The sequence below is a fragment of the Streptomyces sp. NPDC057543 genome (assembly GCF_042801895.1).
Lineage (GTDB): Bacteria > Actinomycetota > Actinomycetes > Streptomycetales > Streptomycetaceae > Streptomyces.
On record NZ_JBHVFF010000017.1, the window covers coordinates 21273 to 40117 of the forward strand.

At 73.0% G+C, this 18845-nt stretch carries 17 protein-coding genes; 6 read left to right on the forward strand and 11 right to left on the reverse strand.

Features of this window, described 5'->3' with window-relative positions; translation table 11 throughout:
• Window positions 1–95: 95 nt before the first annotated feature.
• Complete coding sequence (locus tag ACFU8Q_RS05405; RefSeq protein WP_384448072.1) at window positions 96–2189, reverse strand: HelD family protein; 2094 nt, start codon at window positions 2187–2189, stop codon at window positions 96–98.
• Window positions 2190–2583: 394 nt separating this feature from the next.
• Here ACFU8Q_RS05405 and ACFU8Q_RS05410 point away from each other — a divergent pair, with 394 nt between their 5' ends.
• Together ACFU8Q_RS05410 and ACFU8Q_RS05415 are read left to right on the forward strand one after the other, a co-directional pair.
• Window positions 2584–2775, forward strand: a complete 192-nt coding sequence (locus tag ACFU8Q_RS05410; RefSeq protein ID WP_384448074.1) for a hypothetical protein — start codon at window positions 2584–2586, stop codon at window positions 2773–2775.
• A gap of 83 nt (window positions 2776–2858) precedes the next feature.
• Window positions 2859–3272 (forward strand): hypothetical protein, encoded by a 414-nt coding sequence (locus ACFU8Q_RS05415; RefSeq protein ID WP_384448077.1) that lies wholly within the window; start codon window positions 2859–2861, stop codon window positions 3270–3272.
• A 234-nt stretch (window positions 3273–3506) separates the two neighbouring features.
• On the opposite strand, the gene ACFU8Q_RS05420 is transcribed toward ACFU8Q_RS05415, so the two are convergent.
• Window positions 3507–5150 carry a DNA repair helicase XPB gene (locus tag ACFU8Q_RS05420; RefSeq protein WP_384448080.1) on the reverse strand — a complete coding sequence of 548 codons (1644 nt, stop codon included), beginning with the start codon at window positions 5148–5150 and terminating at the stop codon, window positions 3507–3509.
• Between the two features lie 213 nt (window positions 5151–5363).
• Window positions 5364–7823 carry a helicase-associated domain-containing protein gene (locus ACFU8Q_RS05425; protein WP_384448083.1) on the reverse strand — a complete coding sequence of 820 codons (2460 nt, stop codon included), beginning with the start codon at window positions 7821–7823 and terminating at the stop codon, window positions 5364–5366.
• Window positions 7824–7898: 75 nt separating this feature from the next.
• Between ACFU8Q_RS05425 and ACFU8Q_RS05430 the strand changes: the two genes are divergently transcribed.
• Window positions 7899–8990: a hypothetical protein gene (locus ACFU8Q_RS05430; protein WP_384448086.1), complete on the forward strand. Its 1092-nt coding sequence runs from the start codon at window positions 7899–7901 to the stop codon at window positions 8988–8990.
• 212 nt (window positions 8991–9202) lie between these two features.
• On the opposite strand, the gene ACFU8Q_RS05435 is transcribed toward ACFU8Q_RS05430, so the two are convergent.
• The 3 genes from ACFU8Q_RS05435 to ACFU8Q_RS05445 are packed head-to-tail and all read right to left on the reverse strand — an operon-like array spanning window position 9203 to window position 12158.
• The gene (locus ACFU8Q_RS05435; RefSeq protein WP_384448089.1) at window positions 9203–10072 is read right to left on the reverse strand and encodes an ABC transporter ATP-binding protein; all 870 of its coding nucleotides are present in this window, start codon (window positions 10070–10072) and stop codon (window positions 9203–9205) included.
• Complete coding sequence (locus ACFU8Q_RS05440) at window positions 10069–11151, reverse strand: FecCD family ABC transporter permease (protein WP_384448092.1); 1083 nt, start codon at window positions 11149–11151, stop codon at window positions 10069–10071. Before ACFU8Q_RS05440 ends, ACFU8Q_RS05435 begins: the two co-directional genes overlap by 4 nt.
• Complete coding sequence (locus ACFU8Q_RS05445; protein WP_384448095.1) at window positions 11148–12158, reverse strand: FecCD family ABC transporter permease; 1011 nt, start codon at window positions 12156–12158, stop codon at window positions 11148–11150. Before ACFU8Q_RS05445 ends, ACFU8Q_RS05440 begins: the two co-directional genes overlap by 4 nt.
• A 130-nt stretch (window positions 12159–12288) precedes the next feature.
• Between ACFU8Q_RS05445 and ACFU8Q_RS05450 the strand changes: the two genes are divergently transcribed.
• Window positions 12289–12906, forward strand: coding sequence for an HAD family hydrolase (locus tag ACFU8Q_RS05450; RefSeq protein ID WP_384448098.1), 618 nt, complete (start codon window positions 12289–12291; stop codon window positions 12904–12906).
• A gap of 176 nt (window positions 12907–13082) precedes the next feature.
• Here ACFU8Q_RS05450 and ACFU8Q_RS05455 read toward each other — a convergent pair whose 3' ends face one another.
• Window positions 13083–13307 carry a hypothetical protein gene (locus ACFU8Q_RS05455; protein ID WP_384448101.1) on the reverse strand — a complete coding sequence of 75 codons (225 nt, stop codon included), beginning with the start codon at window positions 13305–13307 and terminating at the stop codon, window positions 13083–13085.
• Window positions 13308–13515: 208 nt separating this feature from the next.
• Here ACFU8Q_RS05455 and ACFU8Q_RS05460 point away from each other — a divergent pair, with 208 nt between their 5' ends.
• Entirely contained in the window at window positions 13516–13899 is a 384-nt protein-coding gene (locus ACFU8Q_RS05460) for a cold-shock protein (RefSeq protein WP_072485776.1), read from the forward strand.
• A 21-nt stretch (window positions 13900–13920) separates the two neighbouring features.
• On the opposite strand, the gene ACFU8Q_RS05465 is transcribed toward ACFU8Q_RS05460, so the two are convergent.
• Genes ACFU8Q_RS05465 through ACFU8Q_RS05480 form a run of 4 tightly spaced genes read right to left on the reverse strand, consistent with a single transcriptional unit; the run spans window position 13921 to window position 17418 of the window.
• Window positions 13921–14778: a 1,4-dihydroxy-6-naphthoate synthase gene (locus tag ACFU8Q_RS05465; protein WP_384448105.1), complete on the reverse strand. Its 858-nt coding sequence runs from the start codon at window positions 14776–14778 to the stop codon at window positions 13921–13923.
• Window positions 14759–15469: a futalosine hydrolase gene (locus ACFU8Q_RS05470; RefSeq protein WP_384448108.1), complete on the reverse strand. Its 711-nt coding sequence runs from the start codon at window positions 15467–15469 to the stop codon at window positions 14759–14761. Before ACFU8Q_RS05470 ends, ACFU8Q_RS05465 begins: the two co-directional genes overlap by 20 nt.
• 29 nt (window positions 15470–15498) lie before the next feature.
• The gene (locus ACFU8Q_RS05475; RefSeq protein ID WP_384448111.1) at window positions 15499–15978 is read right to left on the reverse strand and encodes a DUF2771 domain-containing protein; all 480 of its coding nucleotides are present in this window, start codon (window positions 15976–15978) and stop codon (window positions 15499–15501) included.
• A gap of 27 nt (window positions 15979–16005) precedes the next feature.
• Window positions 16006–17418, reverse strand: coding sequence for an MFS transporter (locus ACFU8Q_RS05480; protein ID WP_384448114.1), 1413 nt, complete (start codon window positions 17416–17418; stop codon window positions 16006–16008).
• Window positions 17419–17874: 456 nt separating this feature from the next.
• Between ACFU8Q_RS05480 and ACFU8Q_RS05485 the strand changes: the two genes are divergently transcribed.
• Complete coding sequence (locus tag ACFU8Q_RS05485; RefSeq protein WP_384448117.1) at window positions 17875–18810, forward strand: DUF3027 domain-containing protein; 936 nt, start codon at window positions 17875–17877, stop codon at window positions 18808–18810.
• Window positions 18811–18845: the final 35 nt, after the last annotated feature.

The window sequence follows — 18845 nt, forward strand, 5'->3', positions numbered from 1 at the left end:
GACGCGTAGCGGGGCGGGGCGGGTCGCCTGCGGCGGGCTGTTCCCCTGCCCGCCCCTTCCCGTAACCGGGGGCGTTGCCCCCGGGCCTCCGCTCCTCAGACGCCGGAGGGGCCTGCGGGTGCCAGCTCGCCCGGCAACCCCGCCGCGTGCACCAACGTCAGCCCCGACACCGCACGCGTCAGCGCCACGTACAGCCGCCGCAGCCCCGTGCGCTCGTCGGGCTCGCCGTCGACCACCGCGGCCGGCTCGTCCAGCACCACGTAGTCGTACTCCAGGCCCTTCGCCAGCGACGCCGGGACCAGGGTCAGGCGGGATTCGGCGGTCGTCTCCTCACCGGGGGAGAGATACGCGTGCCCCGCCGCGGTCAGCGCGTCAGCCAGCGCCGGAATCCGCGCGTCCGCCGCGATCAGTCCGATCGATCCCTCGTGCCGCAGCGACTCCTCGCACGCCGTCAGCACCGCCGCGTCCAGCTCCGCCGGACCGGCCACCTCCCGTACCTCCAGCGAACCCGGCGACTCACGCACCGACTCCACCGCCGCGAGGCCCGGCGAGATCACCGGCAGCAGCCGTGACGCGTACGCGATCACCTCGCGCGGCACACGGAAGCCCGCCGTCAGCTCCTCCACCACCGCGTCCGGCTTGCCCAGGTGGTGCAGTGCCTGCGCCCAGCTCTCCGTCGACCACGGCGTCGTGCCCTGCGCGAGGTCGCCGAGGACCGTCGCCGAACCGGTCGTGCACCGGCGGCCAACCGCCCGGTACTGCATGGGGGACAGGTCCTGCGCCTCGTCGAGCACGACATGGCCGAGCGAGTGTGTACGCGCCACCAGGTCGCTCGCCTCGTCGATCAGCACTGCGTCCGCCGCCGACCACTTCGCCGACTTCACACTCCGGACGGGCTTGGTCCACAGGATCGTCTTCTGCTCGTCCTCGGTGAGCAGCCCCGCCGCGTGCGCGGCCAGGAACTCCGCGTCGACGAGCAGCCGCAGCACCAGCTTGGCCGGTTCGACGGCAGGCCAGATCGCCTTCACGGCCGCCTTCACGGCGGGGTTGCGGGCCACCGCGTTCTGCACCCGGTCGTCGGGCGCCTCGCCCGCCTCCTCCATCCGCACCAGGACGGAGTGCGCGATCCGCTGCGGAAGCGCCTCGTGGGCGGCCCCGTACCGCATGTCACGGGCCAGGAGTTCGGTGACGATCTCCTCCAGCTCGTACGCCGGCACCCGCCAGCGGCGCGAACCGCGCACCACCATCACCGGCTCCGTCGGCGGCGTCACATGCGAACGGATCGCCCGCCGCAGCACCTCCGCCATCCTGGCGTCGCCCTTGACGACGGCGGCGGCCGCCGAGTCCGTGCCGCGCACCTCGATGCCCGCCGTCACCAGATCGTCGACGGTCGCCTGCTTCACCTCCAGCTCACCGAGGGCCGGGAGCACCTGCTCGATGTAGTGGAGGAAGGACCGGTTCGGCCCGATGACCAGCGTGCCGGTCCGGGCCAGGCGTTCCCGGTGGGCGTAGAGGAGGTACGCGACACGGTGCAGGCCGACGGCCGTCTTACCGGTGCCGGGCCCTCCCTGCACGCAGACCGTCCCGCCGAGACCGCTACGGACGATCTCGTCCTGCTCCGGCTGGATCGTCGCGACGATGTCACGCATCGGACCGACACGCGGTCGTTCGATCTCCGCCTGGAGGAGCTTGCTGGTCTGCGCGGCCTCGGTGGGGTCGCTGAGGTGCTCGTCCTCGTACGCGGTCAGCTCACCGCCGGTGTAGCCGAAGCGGCGGCGCCGGCCGACGTCCTGGGGATCCTTCTTGGAGGCCCGGTAGAACGGCTGCGAGACGGGGGCACGCCAGTCGATGACCATCGGGTCGCCGTCGGCGTCATGGACGTGGCGGCGCCCGATGTAGAACTGCTCGCCCTCGGCGCCCTCGGCCTGCTCGGCGCCGACCCGGTGCAGATAGTCCAGGCGGCCGAAGAAGAGGGGGGTGTGGGCGAGATCGGCGAGGGACTTGATGCGCTCGTCGATCTGGGCCTGCAGGACGGCCGCGTTGACCCAGTTCGCGGTGACATCGCGGATGTCGAGGGCTTGGGCGTCCTCACGCATGGCGCGCAACGCGGAGCGGGACGCGGCGAGATGGGCGCGTTCACGAGCCAGGGGATCGGTGGTGGTGTCGCTTTCGTGTTCGTGCGCGGGCACGGTGTTGCCTCCGGCTTTTCAACGCAGGACGGCGGACCGCACCTCGCCCCCGGTTACGGCTCGGGGGTGACGCGGTCCGCTCGGGGATCGATCACGGGGTACGCACGCGGGTGTACGTACGGCTGTCGGCCGGTTTCCGTCCGGTCGGCGGCGCTCCCCCGGCTGCCGGCGACGGCCGGTACCACGGTGCGGGAGGCGGGCAGACCGGCGATTGTATCGACCGCCCCCGTCGGGGTCGAACGGATTTGACGCCCGTCCGACACCGGGCTCATTCCGGTCCGCCGCCGGGTCCACCCCGTAGGGGACGGCGTGCGACCGGAGACCGACGGCACCGCTCCCGGATTCCGTCCGAGGATCGATGCCGTCGCGGGCCTGGCGCAGGACCATGGATCACATGAGCACAGTCACCCTGAACCCCCGCAGGACCGGCCCCGCGCACGGCGCGACCGCGGCCACCGGTCACCGGCACAGCCACCGCGTCGGCGACGCCCTGCGCGCCGCCAGGGTCTATGCCCGCGCCGCGTTCGGCGTGGTCGTCCTCGGCGAGTACGCGGAAGAGGCGGGCGTCCGCCGCCGCGAGCACTGAGTACGCGCCACCTCCCCGCCTGAGTCCCGGTATGAGTAGATGACCGGAGGCGGCGCGGCCCCGCGCCGCGATGGGGTGGCGGCATGGAGCGCAATCACGTTCACGCCATCGCCGTCCCGCAAGCCCCGGTCGGCTCCGTCCCGACGCGTCCCGTCGCCCCCAAACGCGGCCCGAACGCCTGGATCGTCCCCATGCTCGCCACGGTCCTCTCCTTCTTCCTGACCTGCCTCGGCATGTTCGCCATCGGCTTCGCGGCGATGGCCACCGACAGCTGCGGCCCGGACAACTGCCCGTCGGACATCACGGTTCCCCTGGGCCTCATGGGCTACGGGCTGTACGCGGCCCCGTTCGTGACGCCGCTCGCCCTGATCGCCGCCTGGGTGCTGCCGCGGCGTCGCGGCTGGGCCGTCGCCCGCCGATGGGCAGCGGTGATCGCGGTGCTGCCGGGGCTGACGGCCGTGGGCGGCCTGGCCCTGCTCCTGACGCTCGGAGGCTGACCCGTCAGGACAGAGCCTTCGCCGTCCGGGCCCTCGCCTGCCGGCCGTGTTATTGCGTACGCCACGACTCCGGGCCTGTTCGTCACATGGGTTCTGCCATGGCGCTCGCGCTGGACCGCGGCCCGTCGACGGGCCGCGGCCTTCGCGCTGCTGCCGCACGCGGTGATCGCGGCGGACCTGCTGTCGCTGCTGCTCTTCAGCAACTGACCCGCGTACGCGGACCGGTCACCGGCCTCAGCTGTCGGCCAGCAGCTCGTCCGCGTCCACGATCCGGTACGCGTACCCCTGCTCGGCCAGGAACCGCTGGCGGTGCGCCGCGAAGTCCTGGTCGATCGTGTCGCGGGCGACCACCGAGTAGAACCGCGCCTCGTGCCCGTCCGCCTTCGGCCGCAGCACCCGGCCGAGCCGCTGCGCCTCCTCCTGGCGCGAGCCGAACGTCCCCGACACCTGGATGGCGACGGTCGCCTCCGGCAGGTCGATGGAGAAGTTCGCGACCTTCGACACCACGAGGACGCTGAGCTCGCCCTCCCGGAACGCGTCGAAGAGCTTCTCGCGCTGGGCGTTGCTCGTCTCGCCCTTGATCACCGGGGCGTTCAGATGCTCACCCAGCTCGTCGAGCTGGTCGATGTACTGCCCGATGACGAGGGTCTGCTCACCCCGGTGCTTGCGCACCAGCGCCTCCGTCACGTTCCGCTTCGTCTCGGTCGTCGCACAGAACCGGTACTTCTCCTCGGTCTCCGCGGTCGCGTACGCGAGCCGCTCCGAGTCCGTCAGATTGACCCGCACCTCGACACAGTCGGCGGGCGCGATGTAGCCCTGCGCCTCGATCTCCTTCCACGGCGCGTCGAACCGCTTGGGCCCGATCAGCGAGAAGACGTCCGACTCGCGTCCGTCCTCACGCACCAGCGTCGCGGTGAGGCCGAGGCGCCGCCGGGCCTGCAGGTCGGCGGTGAACTTGAAGACGGGCGCGGGCAGCAGATGCACCTCGTCGTAGATCACCAGACCCCAGTCACGGGAGTCGAACAGCTCCAGGTGCGGGTAGACGCCCTTGCGGCGGGTCGTCAGCACCTGGTAAGTGGCGATGGTGACCGGCCGGATCTCCTTGCGCGTACCGCTGTACTCGCCGATCTCGTCCTCGGTCAGCGAGGTCCGCTTCACCAGCTCGTGCTTCCACTGCCGGGCCGAGACGGTGTTCGTCACCAGGATCAGCGTCGTCGCCCTGGCCCGAGCCATCGCACCGGCCCCGACCAGCGTCTTCCCCGCACCACAGGGCAGTACGACCACACCCGAACCGCCGTGCCAGAACCCCTCGACGGCCTGCTTCTGGTACGGCCGCAGCGCCCAGCCGTCCTCGGCCAGGTCGATCGGGTGCGCCTCGCCGTCGACGTAACCCGCGAGGTCCTCGGCGGGCCAGCCCAGCTTCAGCAGCGTCTGCTTGATCTGCCCGCGCTCGGACGGGTGCACAGCCACCGTGTCCGGGTCGATCCGCGCCCCGACCAGCGGCTGGACCTTCTTCGAGCGGAGGATCTCCTCCAGCACGGGCCGGTCGGTGGAGGTCAGCACCAGACCGTGCACCGGATGTTTGGACAGGGTGAGGCGGCCGTACCGGGCCATCGTCTCGGCGATGTCGACGAGCAGCGCGTGCGGGACGGGATAGCGCGAGTACTGCACGAGCGCGTCGACGACCTGCTCGGCGTCGTGCCCGGCCGCGCGCGCGTTCCACAGCCCGAGCGGGGTCAGCCGGTAGGTGTGGATGTGCTCGGGTGCGCGCTCCAGCTCGGCGAAGGGCGCGATCGCACGACGGCAGGCATCGGCCTGGTCGTGGTCGACTTCCAGGAGCAGTGTCTTGTCGCTCTGGACGATGAGGGGTCCGGTCACGCGCGTCGGCCCTTTCTGCTGCGGAGACGGCCGGAACGGCCAAACGTCCAGTGTGCCGCATGTGCGGGCCATGGTGGGGTGTGCTGCTCGGCACAGCGGCGTACGGGCTACGAGCTCCGGGCTCCGGACCTCGGACCTCGGGCTCCGGACCTCGGACCTCGGGCTCCGGACCTCGGACCTCGGACCTCGGGCTCCGGGTTCCGGGCTCCGGACCTAGTGTGCGGCGTCGTCGGCCAGTTCGGCGACGCCGGTGATCCGGTGCAGGGGATAGGTGCGGACCTCGTCCGCCGTGTGGTCGTACGCGGTGACGAAGCCGCCCTCGACCCGGACCGGGGCGATGACGCGCTGACTGGCCGCCCCGTCCGCGTTGACGTAACCGATCCAGAGCGCCGACCCGGTCATCGCGGCGGCCTGGACGGTGGCGAGGGTCTCGGCCGGGGTGGTACGGGGCAGGGCGCCGGCCGGTGCGTCGGGGGCGTCGGCCGGGTCCTTGCGGACCACCGTGGCGGCCGTGTCCCCGGCGCGGATCGCCCGTACCGCCGCGCCGAGCAGCGTGGCGTCCGGGACCGGAGGGCCCTCCGGCACCGGGGCGGGGGCGGTGCGCGGCGGGGTACGGCGGGCGCCCGCGCGGGTGATCAGGACGTCGCCCTCGGCGGACTCGGCCGCCGGGGCGTAGCCCAGCTCGCGCAGCCCGTCGAGCAGGGACGCCGGGTCGACCTGGGCGGCCAGGGCCGTCGGCGCGAGGCGGCGCAGGCGCAGGGTGGCCGAGCGCCGGTCGGCGAGGATCTCGTTCAGCACGGCCTCGTCGTCGCAGCGAACGTACGAGGAGGCGGCGCCGATCCGCAGATGGCCGTGGCGGCGGGCGACGTCGTCGATGAGGTAGCTGAGCGGCTGCGGCACCGGCGTACGGCTGTGGGTGGCCAGGAACGCGTGCAGATCGGCCGCGGACTGTCCGGCGTCCAGGGCGCGGCGTACGGACCCGGGAGTGAAGCGGTAGACCGTCGCGCCGCCCTTCGACTCGATGTCCGCGAGGGCGGAGAGCAGGTCCGCCAGGGGGCGTTCCAGCGGGCCGGGGGCGACGGCCGTCAGGTCGGCCTGGAGCAGGACGTGGTTCAGCGGCTCCGGGATGAGGGGCGCGAGCAGCGCGGTGGCCTCGGCGGGCCCGGCGTCGAGCAGGGCTCGGGTGTGCGAGGCGAGCGCGCCGCGTCCGGTGAGGCCGAGGAGCTCGGACTCGTTCAGCGTCCACAGGGCGATCCGGGACCGCAGGTCGGTGGTGTCCCCGGCGGTGGCGGAGGCGCCGCGCAGGGGGCGCTCCCAGCGGAGGCGGCCGAGGACGGTCTCCGGGTCGGGGGCGGTGCCCGGTTCCAGGGCGGCGAGGAGGGCGAGGACCCGGTGGCGCACCTCGGGGGCGGCGGAGCGGTCGAGGCCGGGGCCGAGAGCGGACAGGGCCCGGCCCTTGGCGTCCTGGCCGCCGACCAGTCCGGGGGTGCGGGTGGCGGCGAGCCAGGCGGTCGCGAGGCGCGCCCAGCGGTCCTGGGCGGGGAGTTCGGCCCAGTCGTCGTACGCGGGCGTCGGCGCGTACCGCTCGTCGGCCTCCCCGTCGGAGGCCAGCAGTCCGGCCGCGTAGGCGAGTTCGACCCAGAACGCCGCGAGCGGCTCCGAGACGTCGAGGGCGGTGGCGGTCTTCTTCAGGTCGCGGACGCTGAGCCCGCCGGAGCGCAGTATCGGCGGGCCGCCGCCGTTCCAGCTCTTCAGCAGCTCCTCGACGGTGGTCACCGCCAGGAACGCCTGACCGGCCGCGGCGCTGTCCACAGCCTGGGGATCACGAACGGCGACCGCTTCCACGGCGGGCGGTCGCGGTTCCGGTACGCGGTGGGCGCGCCCGGCCCGCAGATGCAGGGCGGCCTCGCGCGGCAGCACCACGGTGCGGGTCGACACGGGCAACAGCAGCCCGTGGTCGCGCAGCCATTTCACCGGCGGGGTGGGGTTCGGGGTCACTTCCCCGTACGGCGGCCCCCACACCAGCCGGTCCAGTACGGACAGGGCCTCGGCGGGGGCGGTGTCCAGCAGCTCGCCCATCCTGGCCCGGTCGGTGAAGAGCGCGGACAGGGCCGCCACGGCGGACACCGGGTCATGGGTGGCGGGCAGTCCGGCGGCCGCCAGGATCTCCTGGAGCCGGCCGGGCGACATACCGGCGGTCGCCTCCGCGACGGTCGGGCCGAGACCGGTGGGCGAGGGGTGCTGCGGGGACGGCGCGAGGAGTTCGCGCGCGGTACGCACCAGCCGCAGCCGGTCGTCGTCGCCCCAGACGAGGGCCTGTTCACGCAGGGTGGTCAGGGCGGTGGGCAGCGCGTCCTCGATCGCCGCGTCGGCGTCGTCGCGGTGCTCGCCGTCCTCCCGGCCGTCGCCCGTGAGGAGGCCGAGCAGCGTCTCGTACGGGGCGGGGTCGGGGGCCACGGCGAGCGCCTCGGCGGTCTGCAGGGAGAACCGGTCGAGGTGTTCCAGCGCGCGTACGACGGAGGCCCGCGTGCCCGCTCTCGTCGCCAGCTGGGTGATGTCGTTGGGTACGGGGGTGAGGAGATCGGGGCGGGCACGCAGCAGCCCTGCCAACGACTCGTCGTCCCGGGCGCGGAGAGCTTCGGCGAGCGTCCGCGGTGGTGTGGTCATCCCCATCCGTCCCACGGTAGTCGCTCCGGACAGGCCCGAGGGCGCTACGGTCGGTGCAGGGCGGTAGAGGGGAACCATCGCGTGGGGATCGAGAGCGACCAGCTCGTCTACGACTACCTGAGCCGGGTCGGGGACCTGGCGCAGCAGCAACAGCTGTCCTCGGCCAGTCGAATGAGGCTCGTTTCGGCACTCCGGGGCGAGATCGACCGGCAGCGCGGAAAGCAGTCCGCGGACAGCCCGGCGGCGGTCCGCCGCATCATCGGGAGGCTCGGCACCCCCGACGAACTGGTCGCCGCCGCGGCCGCGTCGGCGGACGGGACGGTCCAGTTGCCCCAGCGGCCGGAACCCGCTGCGGGGGAGGGGCGCGGCATCCCCCGGCCGCGCAAGGGGATGCTCCGGAAAGACAGTTCCGGCCAGGGCGCGTCGCGGGCACGGGGCGGGGCACCGGAGGCCCCGGCGCAGCCGGCGGACTCCGGGGCATCGGGCGTGGCTCCGGACGCGGCCGCCGGGCGGGTCCCGTCGCCGCCGCACATGGCCGGAACGGACGAGCTGGGGCCGTCCGGGAGCGAGCCCGACTGGTGGCGGATCGAGCCGGGGCCGTTCGGTGACGGGGTGGACGTGCCGGGGTTCGTCGGCGGCGTCGAGATCCCGGACATGATGAGGCCGCCGTCGTCCCGGGACGCGGTTCCGGGCCCCCGCGCCGCGGTGGACGACGCGCCGGACGGCGACGACGTCCCCGCCGAGGACACCGGCACCGACGAGACCGCACCGCGCCGCCGACGGCTCCCGCGCCTGCGCCGCCGAGCTCCCCGCGAGTCGACGCCGACGGCCCGGGGCTTCTCCCACCCCTTCCTGCTGCTCGCCGCCGCGCTGCTGGTCACGGGCGCCGTGACGGGTTCCTGGCTCGCCCTGGCGGGCGGCTGGCTGCTCGCGTACGGCTCCCGTACGTTGTCGCGCGCGGAGGCGAAATGGGCCGCGATGGGTCTGCCGGGCGTGGTCGCGGCGGGCGCCCTGGTCTGGCTCTGGGGCCGGACGGACGGCCGCTGGGGCGAACCGATCCCGCAGGACGGGATGGCGGACGCGCTGAGCGGGGTGTGGCCGGTGGTGGTGCGGACGGCCGCGGTGGCGTCGGCGGTGTTCCTGGTGTGGCGGGCGCGGAAGCGGGCGGGGTAGACGGGGGTGGGCGCCTCCGGTCCGCGTACCGTCCCGGTGGCCTCCGGTCCGCGTACCGTCCCGGTGGGCTACGAAGAGGCGAAGGCGGCTTCGGCGCGGCGACACCCCGGTGCCCCGGGGTTCGCCCGGGCCGCGATTCTGCTGCGGGCTCCCGCCCGCGCCCTCACCCGCCGGACATGTGCCCCGCGCCCCGGGTGGGGTCGGGGACGGGTTCACGACGCGGGCGTGGCCTGCCAGGGCGCCCCCGGCACGACGAGCGGCGACCCCGTCACCGGGCACGGGACGATCACCGCGTCCAGGCCGAAGACCTCGCGTACGAGACCGGCGGTGACGATGTCCTTCGGGTGGCCCTCGGCGACGATCCGGCCCGCCTTCATGGCGACCAGGTGGTCCGCGTAACGGGCGGCCTGGTTGAGGTCGTGCAGCACGGTGACGACGGTCCGGCCGCGGGTGCCGTCCGCCGCCGGGGCGGTGAGCCGGCGCACCAGGTCCAGGACCTCCACCTGGTGCGCGATGTCGAGGTACGTGGTCGGCTCGTCGAGCAGCAGCAGATCCGTCTCCTGGGCGAGCGCCATCGCGATCCAGACCCGCTGGCGCTGCCCGCCGGACAGCTCGTCCACCGACCGGTCGCCGAGCGCGGTGATGTCCGTACGCTCCATGGCGTCCGTCACCGCCCGCTCGTCCTCGTCCGACCACTGCTGCCACCAGTGCTGATGCGGCTGCCGGCCGCGGGCGACGAGGTCACAGACGGTGATCGCCTCGGGGGCCACCGGGGTCTGCGGCAGCAGCCCGATCGACTGGGCGATCCGCCGCGTGGGGATCTTCGACAGCTCGGTGCCGTCGAGGAGCACCGCCCCGCCACGCGGCTTGAGGAGCCGGCCGAGCGCGCGCAGGGTGGTCGACTTGCCGCAGGCGTTCGGGCCGACGATGACGGTGACCCGGCCGTCGGGCACGGCGAGGTCCAGCTCGTGGACGACGGTGCGGTCCTCGTACGCGAGCGTCAGCTCCCGCACGGTGAGCCGGCTGGTCGCGGACGGGGCCGCCGTGGCGTCGGACGTGTCGGACGTACGGGTCGAGCTCATGCGGTGCCTCCACTACGGCCGCGGCCGCCGCCCTGACCGCGGACGATCAGCCAGATCAGATACGGGGCGCCGACCGCCGCCGTCAGAACGCCCACCGGCAGTTCGGTGGGCGAGAAGAGCCTGCGCGCCAGCAGATCCCCGAACACCACGATCACCGCACCGAGCAGCGCCGAGCAGAACAGCGGGATCTGCGCGGTCCGGGTCATCCGGCGGGCGATCTGCGGGGCGAGCAGCGCCACGAAGTCGACCGGCCCGGCGGTCCCGGTCGCCACGGACGCCAGGATCACCCCGAGGGCGACGAGACCCAGCCGTACGCGCCCCAGACGCACCCCGAGCGCGGTCGCGGTGTCGTCGTCCATCGATACGGTGCGCTGGGCACGGGCGGCCCACAGGACGGCCGGCAGCAGGACCAGCATCGTCCAGCCGATCGGCGCGGCCTCGGACCAGCCGCGGCCGTTGAGCGAGCCCGTCATCCAGATCTGCGCCTGCTGGGCGACCAGATAGTCGCCCTTCGTCAGGAACAGCGTCGTGACCGACCGCAGTGCGATGGCGAAGCCGATGCCGATCAGGACGAAGCGGGTGGCGTGCAGTCCGCCGCGCCAGGCGAAGACGTACACGAGGGCCGCCGCGGCCACCCCGCCGATGACGGACAGGTACGGCAGCACGGTGTACGAGGTGACGCCGAAGGTCATCGCGCCGACCGTGAGCGCGCTCGCCCCCTGGCTGATACCGATGATGTCGGGGCTTGCGAGGGGGTTGCGGGCGACGGTCTGGATCAGCGCGCCGGCGATCCCGAACGCCGCGCCGACCAGCAGCCCCACGACCATCCGCGGCAGCCGCAGCGTGCCGACGACCAGCTCGTCCGGGGACGGCTGCCCCAGGACCACCTTCACGACCTCGCCGGGCGCGACGAAGCTCTCGCCGACGCAGAGGTACGCGACACAGACCGCGGCCAGCAGCACGACGAGGGCGGTGGCGACGACGGCCGCCCGCCGGTGCAGCAGGAACCGGCCCCGTGCCCCGATCCGGACGACGTGGTACCCGGCGGGCCGTACCCGCACCGAGGTGTCGGCACTCATGCGGGCACCGCCTTCCGGCGTACCAGGGTGACGAGGAACGGAACGCCGATCAGCGCCGTCATCACGCCCGCCGGGACCTCGCTCGGCGGGAAGACGACGCGGCCGATGACGTCGGAGACGAGCAGCATGACGGGTCCGATCAGCGCCGCCATCGGCAGCACCCAGCGGTGGTCGCCGCCGACGATCGCGCGGGCGATGTGCGGGACGGCGAGGCCGATGAACGCGATCGGTCCGGCCGCCGCGACACCGACACCGGTCAGCACCGTGGCCCCGACCCCGCCGACGATCCGTACCGTCGCGACGTTCTGCCCGAGCCCCTTCGCCACGTCCTCGCCGAGCGCCAGGGCGTCGAGCCCACGGGCGACGGACAGCACGAGCACGGTCCCGGCCAGCATGAACGGCCAGATCTGCTGGACCACGTCGGACTCGCGCCCGGCGATCGAGCCGACCTGCCAGAAGCGGAACTCGTCCAGTGCGGACGCCCTGGTCGTCAGCACCGCCGTCGTCACCGACACCAGCAGCGCGTTGATCGCGGCGCCGCCGAGGGCGAGTTTCACGGGGGTGGCGCCCCCGCGCCCGCTGGAGGCGACGGCGTGCACGGCGACGGAGGCGATCGCGGCCCCCGCGAAGGCGAACCACACGTACCCCGTCAGGGTGTGGATTCCGGCGAACGCGATGGCCAGCACCACGCCCACGGTGGCGCCCTGGCTGATGCCGAGGATGCCGGGGTCGGCGATGGGATTACGGGTGATGCCCTGGAGCACCGTGCCCGCGAGGGCCAGTGCCGCGCCGACCATCAGCCCGATCAGGGTGCGCGGCACCCGCATGTTCCGGATGACTTCGGCGGCGTCGGAGTGCCCGCCGTGCAGCAGGGCGTCGATCACCTCGGACGGGGGTATGGAACGGGCCCCCACGGCGAGGCTGAGAAGTACCGCCACCAGCAGCGCCGCGACGGCCGCCGCCGTCGCGAGTGCGCGTCTGGAGCGGCGTGGTGCGGCGGCTGACATCGGACCCAATCGAAAGCGAAGCAAAGTTAGGCTTGGCTAAGTCTAAGCACCGCCGATTTCGGGCCCGAGGGCCGTACCGGACGGGTACGGCGTTCCGGCTCCGTTGTCCGGCCCCGCGACAATGGTCTTCATGCCTTCGCACCCCCTGACGGTCGGCTTCGACCTCGACATGACGCTCATCGACTCCCGGCCCGGCATCAAGGCCGCCTACCTGGCGCTTTCCGCCGAGACGGGGACGCCGATCGACACGGACCTGGTGGTGAGCAGGCTCGGTCCGCCGGTCGACGAGGAGCTGCGGAACTGGTTTCCGGCCGATGTGGTGGCCGCGACCGCCGACCGGTACCGCGAGATCTATCCCACACACGCCATCGCTCCGAGCCTCGCGCTGCCGGGCGCCCGGGAGTCGGTCGCGGCGATCCGGGAGCGGGGCGGCCGGGCGATAGTCGTCACCGCCAAGCACCGGCCGAGCGCGGAACTCCACCTGGCCCATCTGGGGATCGAGCCCGACGCGGTGATCGGCGGCCTGTGGGCGGAGGCCAAGGGACGGGCCCTGCGCGAACACGGGGCGCACGTGTACGTCGGCGACCACACCGGGGACGTACGGGGCGCCCGTACGGCCGGAGCGCTGTCCGTGGCGGTCACCACGGGCCCGTGCGACGCGGAGGAACTCCGGGCAGCGGGGGCGGACGTCGTCCTGTCGACGCTGACGGAGTTCCCGTCCTGGCTGGACGGATACGCGGCACGCTGAGAACCACGAGGACCCGCAGCGAAAGTCCGGGCCGGTCCAGCGGAAGTCAAGCCGGTCCGGCGGCAATTCAAGCCCGTCCGGCGCTTGCGGACAGGCCGGCCACCACATGGGCCCGCAGCGGCAGAACAAGCCCGTCCGGCGCTCGAGGGCAAGGCGGCCCGCCGGACGCCCCGGCGCTACCGCTTCGGCGCCCCCGCCCACACCGACCGCACCACGCCCGCCGCGGCGATCAGGAAGCCGACGCCCATCAGCATGCATACCGACCACGCGATGGACGGAAGCGGACGGGTCCCGAGGAACAGCGGGGCCACTGTGACCAGCGTGGCCAGCGCTCCGACGAAGAAGACGATCGCGCCGATCCGGACCAGCCGGTCACCTGCGCCAGAAGGTGTAGTACTCACCCCGCCAGGGTAATTCCCGACGCGCGTCCCCTCCCACAGCCGACCGCGCGTCATACAGGCACCGTTTCTGGACAGCAGTCCGGATGACCAGGCTTGACGAGGGGTACGTCACCTGGGGAGGCTTCTGCCAGCAGGGGAGCACCACCACTGGATAGCCTGACCTGCTGAGGCTTTGTTCCGGCATACGGGTTGAGATGGGGTGCGTGCTTTGCCGACTGGCAAGGTCAAATGGTTCAACAGCGAGAAGGGCTTCGGCTTCCTCTCCCGCGATGACGGCGGCGACGTCTTCGTGCACTCCTCCGTGCTCCCCGACGGCGTCGACGCACTCAAGCCGGGCCAGCGCGTCGAGTTCGGCGTCGTCGCCGGTCAGCGCGGAGACCAGGCGCTGTCGGTGGCGATCCTGGACCCGACGCCCTCCGTCGCGGCCGCGCAGCGCCGCAAGCCGGACGAACTCGCGTCCATCGTGCAGGACCTGACCACCCTGCTGGAGAACATCACGCCGATGCTGGAGCGCGGCCGCTACCCCGACAAGGCGGCCGGCAAGAAGATCGGCGGCCTGCTGCGCGCGGTCGCCGACCAGCTCGACGTATAGGCCCCGGCCTCCGGCCGGATCTCAGACGAACGACAGCGCATCCGGGCCGAGGGGCGGTACCAGCCCCTCGGCCGCGGCGCGCGTCAGCAGTCCGCGGATCGCCGCGTAGCCGTCCTCGCCGAGGTCGGCCGTGAACTCGTTGACGTACAGCCCGATGTGCTGGTCCGCCACGGCCGGGTCCATCTCCTGGGCGTGCTCCAGCACGTAGGGCCGTGACGCCTCGGGGTCGTCCCAGGCCATCCGTACCGAGGCGCGCACCGAATCGGCGAGCAGCTTCAGCGTGTCCGCGCCCAGTGACCGCTTGGCGATGATCGCGCCGAGCGGGATGGGCAGCCCGGTCGTGTCCTCCCAGTGCCTGCCCATGTCTGCGAGGTTGTGCAGCCCGTAGTTCTGGTACGTGAAACGCGCCTCGTGGATGACGAGGCCCGCGTCCACCTTCCCGTCGCGCACGGCGGGCATGATCTCGTCGAACGGCAGGACGACGATCTCGCCGACCCCGCCGGGCACCACCTCGGCCGCCCAGAGCCGGAACAGCAGATACGCGGTGGAGCGCTCGCTCGGCACGGCGACGGTCCGGCCCGTCAGGTCCGTGCCCGGCTCCTTCGTGAGGACGAGCGGCCCGCAGCCACGCCCCAGCGCCCCGCCGCACGGCAGCAGCGCGTACTCGTGAAGGACCCACGGCAGTACCGCGTACGAGACCTTGAGGACGTCGAGCTCGCCGCGCTCGGCCATGCCATTGGTGATGTCGATGTCGGCGAAGGTGACATCGAGGGCGGGCGCGCCGGGGACCCGTCCGTGCGCCCAGGCGTCGAAGACGAATGTGTCGTTCGGGCACGGCGAGAAAGCGATGTCCAGCCGGTCACGCGTGGTTTCGGTCATGGTGGGTCCAGCCTTCCAGTACGGGTATGAGCTTCCCGAACGCCCCGGTGAGCGCGGTCAGCGCGTCGCCGATGCGCCAGGCGGCGCGGTCGCGCGGGCCGACGGCGTTCGAGACCGCCCGGATCTCCAGCACCGGCACGCCCGCCCGCTCGGCGGCTTCGGCGACCCCGAAGCCCTCCATGGCCTCGGCGGCGGCCGCGGGGTGCGCGGCGAGCAGAGCGGCGGTGCGCTCCGCGGTGCCGGTGACGGTGCAGACGGTGAGGATCTCCCCGGTCGTCCCATCGGTGGCCGCGGCCACCTCCCGTACCAGCGCGGGCGGTGGCGTGAAGCGGTCGCGTCCGAAGCCCAGGGCGGTGACGGGCAGGAAGCCGTCGGGGGTGTCGGCGCCAAGATCGGCGGCGACGATCGCGCTCGCGACAACGAGGGAGCCGAGCGGCGCGGCGGGGGCGAACCCGCCGCCGATGCCGGCCGAGACGACGAGGCCGTACGGCTCGGGCGCGGTGGCCAGCGCGAAGGCGGCGGCGGCAGCGGCGGCGGCCGGTCCCGCGCCGCCCGCGAGGACGTCGAAGGGCCCGGCGCGGTGGATCTCCGCACCCCCCGCCTCGCGTACCGGCGCCGCGGAACCGTCCCCGAACGTACGCGTGACCGCGTCCCGTTCCACCGGGACAGCGGTCACGACAAGCACACGCACGGGAGGAGTCCTCCGAGGTCAGGAGGGGATCAGCTGGTCTTCTTCAGCTCGAAGTGCCAGACGCCCGTGAGCTTCTTGCCCTTGGTCTCGACGATGCTGACCTGCGTCTTGTTCGACGTCTCGCCGGTCTGGCTGGAGAAGAAGGCGCTGCCCGGGATGGACCGGTAGGTCTTCTTGTACGGCTCCTGCTCGGCCTGCTGGCCGTTGATGAACAGCGTCCAGCCGTTGTCCGCGATCTCCGGGTCGACGCCGAAGCGGACCTTGTCGTCCATGGCGACCTCGACGGACTTCTCCGCCTTCTTGTTGAGGCAGCTCTGGTATTCGGAGGACTTGAGGGGCTTGCCGTCGTTGTAGCAGGCCGCCTCGGACGTCACCACGTTGCCGCCGACCGTTACGGTCGCGAGCGGCGTCGGCTTGTCGCAGGCGGAGAGGACAAGGAGTCCCGCGGACACGGCACCAAGAGCGACGCCGATTCGACGGCCCTTACCGGAGAAGAACGCAACGGTCATGGGCCGAAGGCTATCGGTCGCTCCGGCTCACGCCACGCGGGGGTGCGGCGAGCCGCGCCGCGCGCCTACCAGCAGCCCCCGTACGGACGTGGCCGCACCCAGGGCGAGGATGCCCGCGGCGACCGACATGCCCAGTACGCCGTTGAGGGGGAGGACGATGCCGATGCCGCCGCCGACCACCCACGCCATCTGGAGCACGGTCTCCGACCTGGCGAACGCGGAGGTCCGTACCTCCTCGGGCACGTCGCGCTGGATCATCGCGTCCAGCGAGAGCTTCGACAGGGCCTGGGTGAAGCCCGCCGTCGCGCTGAGCGCGGCGACCATGACGGTGCTGAAGAAGAGCGCGGCGAGCACGGCGACCCCCAGCGCCAGAGTCAGCACGGAGGCGACGATCACCTCGGGGCCGCGGGCCCGCAGCCAGGCACCGAACGCCGTGCCGAGCGCGTTGCCCGCACCGGCCGCCACGCCGACGATGCCGAGCGAGACGGCGGCGCTCTGCCCGGAGAGCGGGTGCTCGCGCAGCAGGAACGCCAGGAAGAAGATGAGGAAGCCGGAGAGCGCGCGGTGCGCGGTGTTGGCCTGGAGGCCGTTCAGCACGGACGGTCCCACGGACCGCAGCCCGGGCCGTTTCTCGCCGTTCTTCTCCCGGCCCCTCGACCTCCCGTTCCGCTTCGTCCCGGGCCGGGGGGCCGCCGCGGCGTACGTCGGTACCAGCCGGGCCTTGCGCTCACCCTTCGCGGAGTCGACCGTGTGCGGCAGCGTGAAAGCGAGGACCGTCCCCCCGATGAAGATCACGCAAGCCCCGTACAGCGGCCAGGGAGACCCGATCGTGAGCAGCCCCGCGCCGATCGGGGCGGCGACACCGGTCGCCAGGAGACCGGCCAGGGTGACCCGGGAATTCGCCTTCACCAGGGAGAAGCGCGGTGGCAGCAGGCGCGGCACGACGGCGCTGCGGACCACCCCGTACGCCTTCGAGCAGACCAGGACGCCCAGCGCGGCCGGATACAGCTCCAGGCCACCGGTGGCGACCGCGCCCGACATGGTGAGCGCGAGCACCGCACGGGCCAGCATCGCACCGGCCATCGCGGCGCGGCGGCCGTGCGGCAGACGGTCCAGGAGCGGGCCGATCACGGGCGCGAGGAGGGTGAAGGGCGCCATGGTGACGGCGAGGTAGAGGGCGACGCGGCCCCGGGCCTCGTCCGTCGGCACGGAGAAGAACACCGTCGACGCGAGCGCGATCGTGATCATCACATCGCCCGCGCCGTTCACGGCGTGCAGTTCGATCAGCTTGCCGAGCCCGGACTCCCCGGCGCCGTGGGCGTGCGTCGCCTTCCGGATGCCTTTCGCAGTGATGGTGAACGGGGTGCGGAGGGCATGACCGAGCGCCCGGCCCGTCCTGCGGAGCGGGCCGGAATCCTTGTGCGACCTGGCGGAAGTCACTTCGACATAGTGCCCCAGTCGCCGCGGTGACGAACCGGCATCGGTCCGGGACGCGGAGCACTCCGCCCTGTCGGGTCAGTGCCCCGTCCGGCCCGCCCGGCTCGAACCGGCTGGTCGTCCGGCAGGTCGTCGACCGGTTGTCCGACCCGTCTCCGTGCGGCCCCGAGGCGGTCTTCGCACCGGACACGGCGCCGGATACGAGCCTGTTCCGGACGGGCAGGTGGGCGGGGGGCGGCGGAGAGGGTAGCGTGCGTAGCGCGCCACCGGCGGTTGTTCTCGGCCGCGCGCCTATCGGCGATCCCGCAGAATGGATTGCAGAAGGTGCGCCCGAGGCAGGCACAACGGGTGTGGACGTCGACGCGGCCCCCAGGTCCGCTCCGCCCTCAGCCGTCATGGCCGAAATCGATGGATGTGCTGGCGCACTCGTGAGACTGGCGTAGGAGAGAAGCGAGACCTGTGAGTGCTGCGACGACGCGAAGCCGTACGGCCCGTACCCCTGCCCCCGACCGTCTGTGCGCCGAGGCGGTAGACCTCGCGCGCGCGGCGGCCGAGGAAGCAGCCGCGCCGGGGGTCGTCGGTGAGCATGTGGGCCTGGTCGCCGAGGGCGACCGGGTCGTCACGCACTTCTTCGAGTCCCGGGAGCCCGGCTACCGGGGCTGGCGCTGGGCGGTGACCGTCGCCCGGGCGTCCCGCGCGAAGAACGTCACCCTCGACGAGACGGTTCTGCTGCCCGGCAGCGATGCGCTCCTCGCCCCCGAGTGGGTGCCGTGGAGCGAGCGCCTGCGCCCCGGCGACATGGGGCCCGGCGATCTGCTGCCGACCGAGGCGGACGACCTCCGCCTGGAGCCCGGCTACACCGGTGAGGACGAGCCGCCGCCGAACTCCGCGGTCTCCGAGGTTTCCGAGGAGATGGCCGACCTCGTCGACGCGGAGGACGCGGAGCTGACGACGCGCCCCGAGACGACCGGCCGGGGCTCGATCGCGGCGGTCGCCGAGGAGCTCGGCATGCGGCGGGCGCGGGTCCTGTCGCGGTACGGGCTGCACACGGCGGCCGACCGGTGGGACGAAGGGTTCGGCGCGAAGACGCCGATGGCCCAGGCGGCACCGGCGTCGTGTGTCACCTGTGCGTTCCTGGTGCCGTTGGCGGGTTCCCTGAAGCAGGCGTTCGGGGTGTGCGCGAACGAGTTCGGCCCGGCGGACGGACACGTGGTGTCGCTGTCGTACGGGTGCGGTGGGCATTCGGAGGCGGCGGTGATGCCGAAGCCGCCGAAGCCGGCGCCGCACGCGCTGGACACGATGCAGGTGGACGAGTATCCGTTGCGGCCGGCGCGTGACTCCGGCTCGGTCCCGGCGGAGCCGGACGCTCCGACGGAGGATCTCGGCCACTCCTGAGCGGGGCCGGGTTCGCGGGCACTCCGGCGCGCCCG

Bases quoted from the DNA above. Each gene is read 5' to 3' on its own strand.
- ACFU8Q_RS05410 (WP_384448074.1), top strand. From the start codon at position 2,584: ATGAGCACAGTCACCCTGAACCCCCGCAGGACCGGCCCCGCGCACGGC.
- ACFU8Q_RS05415 (WP_384448077.1), top strand. From the start codon at position 2,859: ATGGAGCGCAATCACGTTCACGCCATCGCCGTCCCGCAAGCCCCGGTC.
- ACFU8Q_RS05425 (WP_384448083.1), bottom strand. From the start codon at position 7,823: ATGGGGATGACCACACCACCGCGGACGCTCGCCGAAGCTCTCCGCGCC.
- ACFU8Q_RS05435 (WP_384448089.1), bottom strand. From the start codon at position 10,072: ATGAGCTCGACCCGTACGTCCGACACGTCCGACGCCACGGCGGCCCCG.
- ACFU8Q_RS05440 (WP_384448092.1), bottom strand. From the start codon at position 11,151: ATGAGTGCCGACACCTCGGTGCGGGTACGGCCCGCCGGGTACCACGTC.
- ACFU8Q_RS05445 (WP_384448095.1), bottom strand. From the start codon at position 12,158: ATGTCAGCCGCCGCACCACGCCGCTCCAGACGCGCACTCGCGACGGCG.
- ACFU8Q_RS05450 (WP_384448098.1), top strand. From the start codon at position 12,289: ATGCCTTCGCACCCCCTGACGGTCGGCTTCGACCTCGACATGACGCTC.
- ACFU8Q_RS05465 (WP_384448105.1), bottom strand. From the start codon at position 14,778: ATGACCGAAACCACGCGTGACCGGCTGGACATCGCTTTCTCGCCGTGC.
- ACFU8Q_RS05475 (WP_384448111.1), bottom strand. From the start codon at position 15,978: ATGACCGTTGCGTTCTTCTCCGGTAAGGGCCGTCGAATCGGCGTCGCT.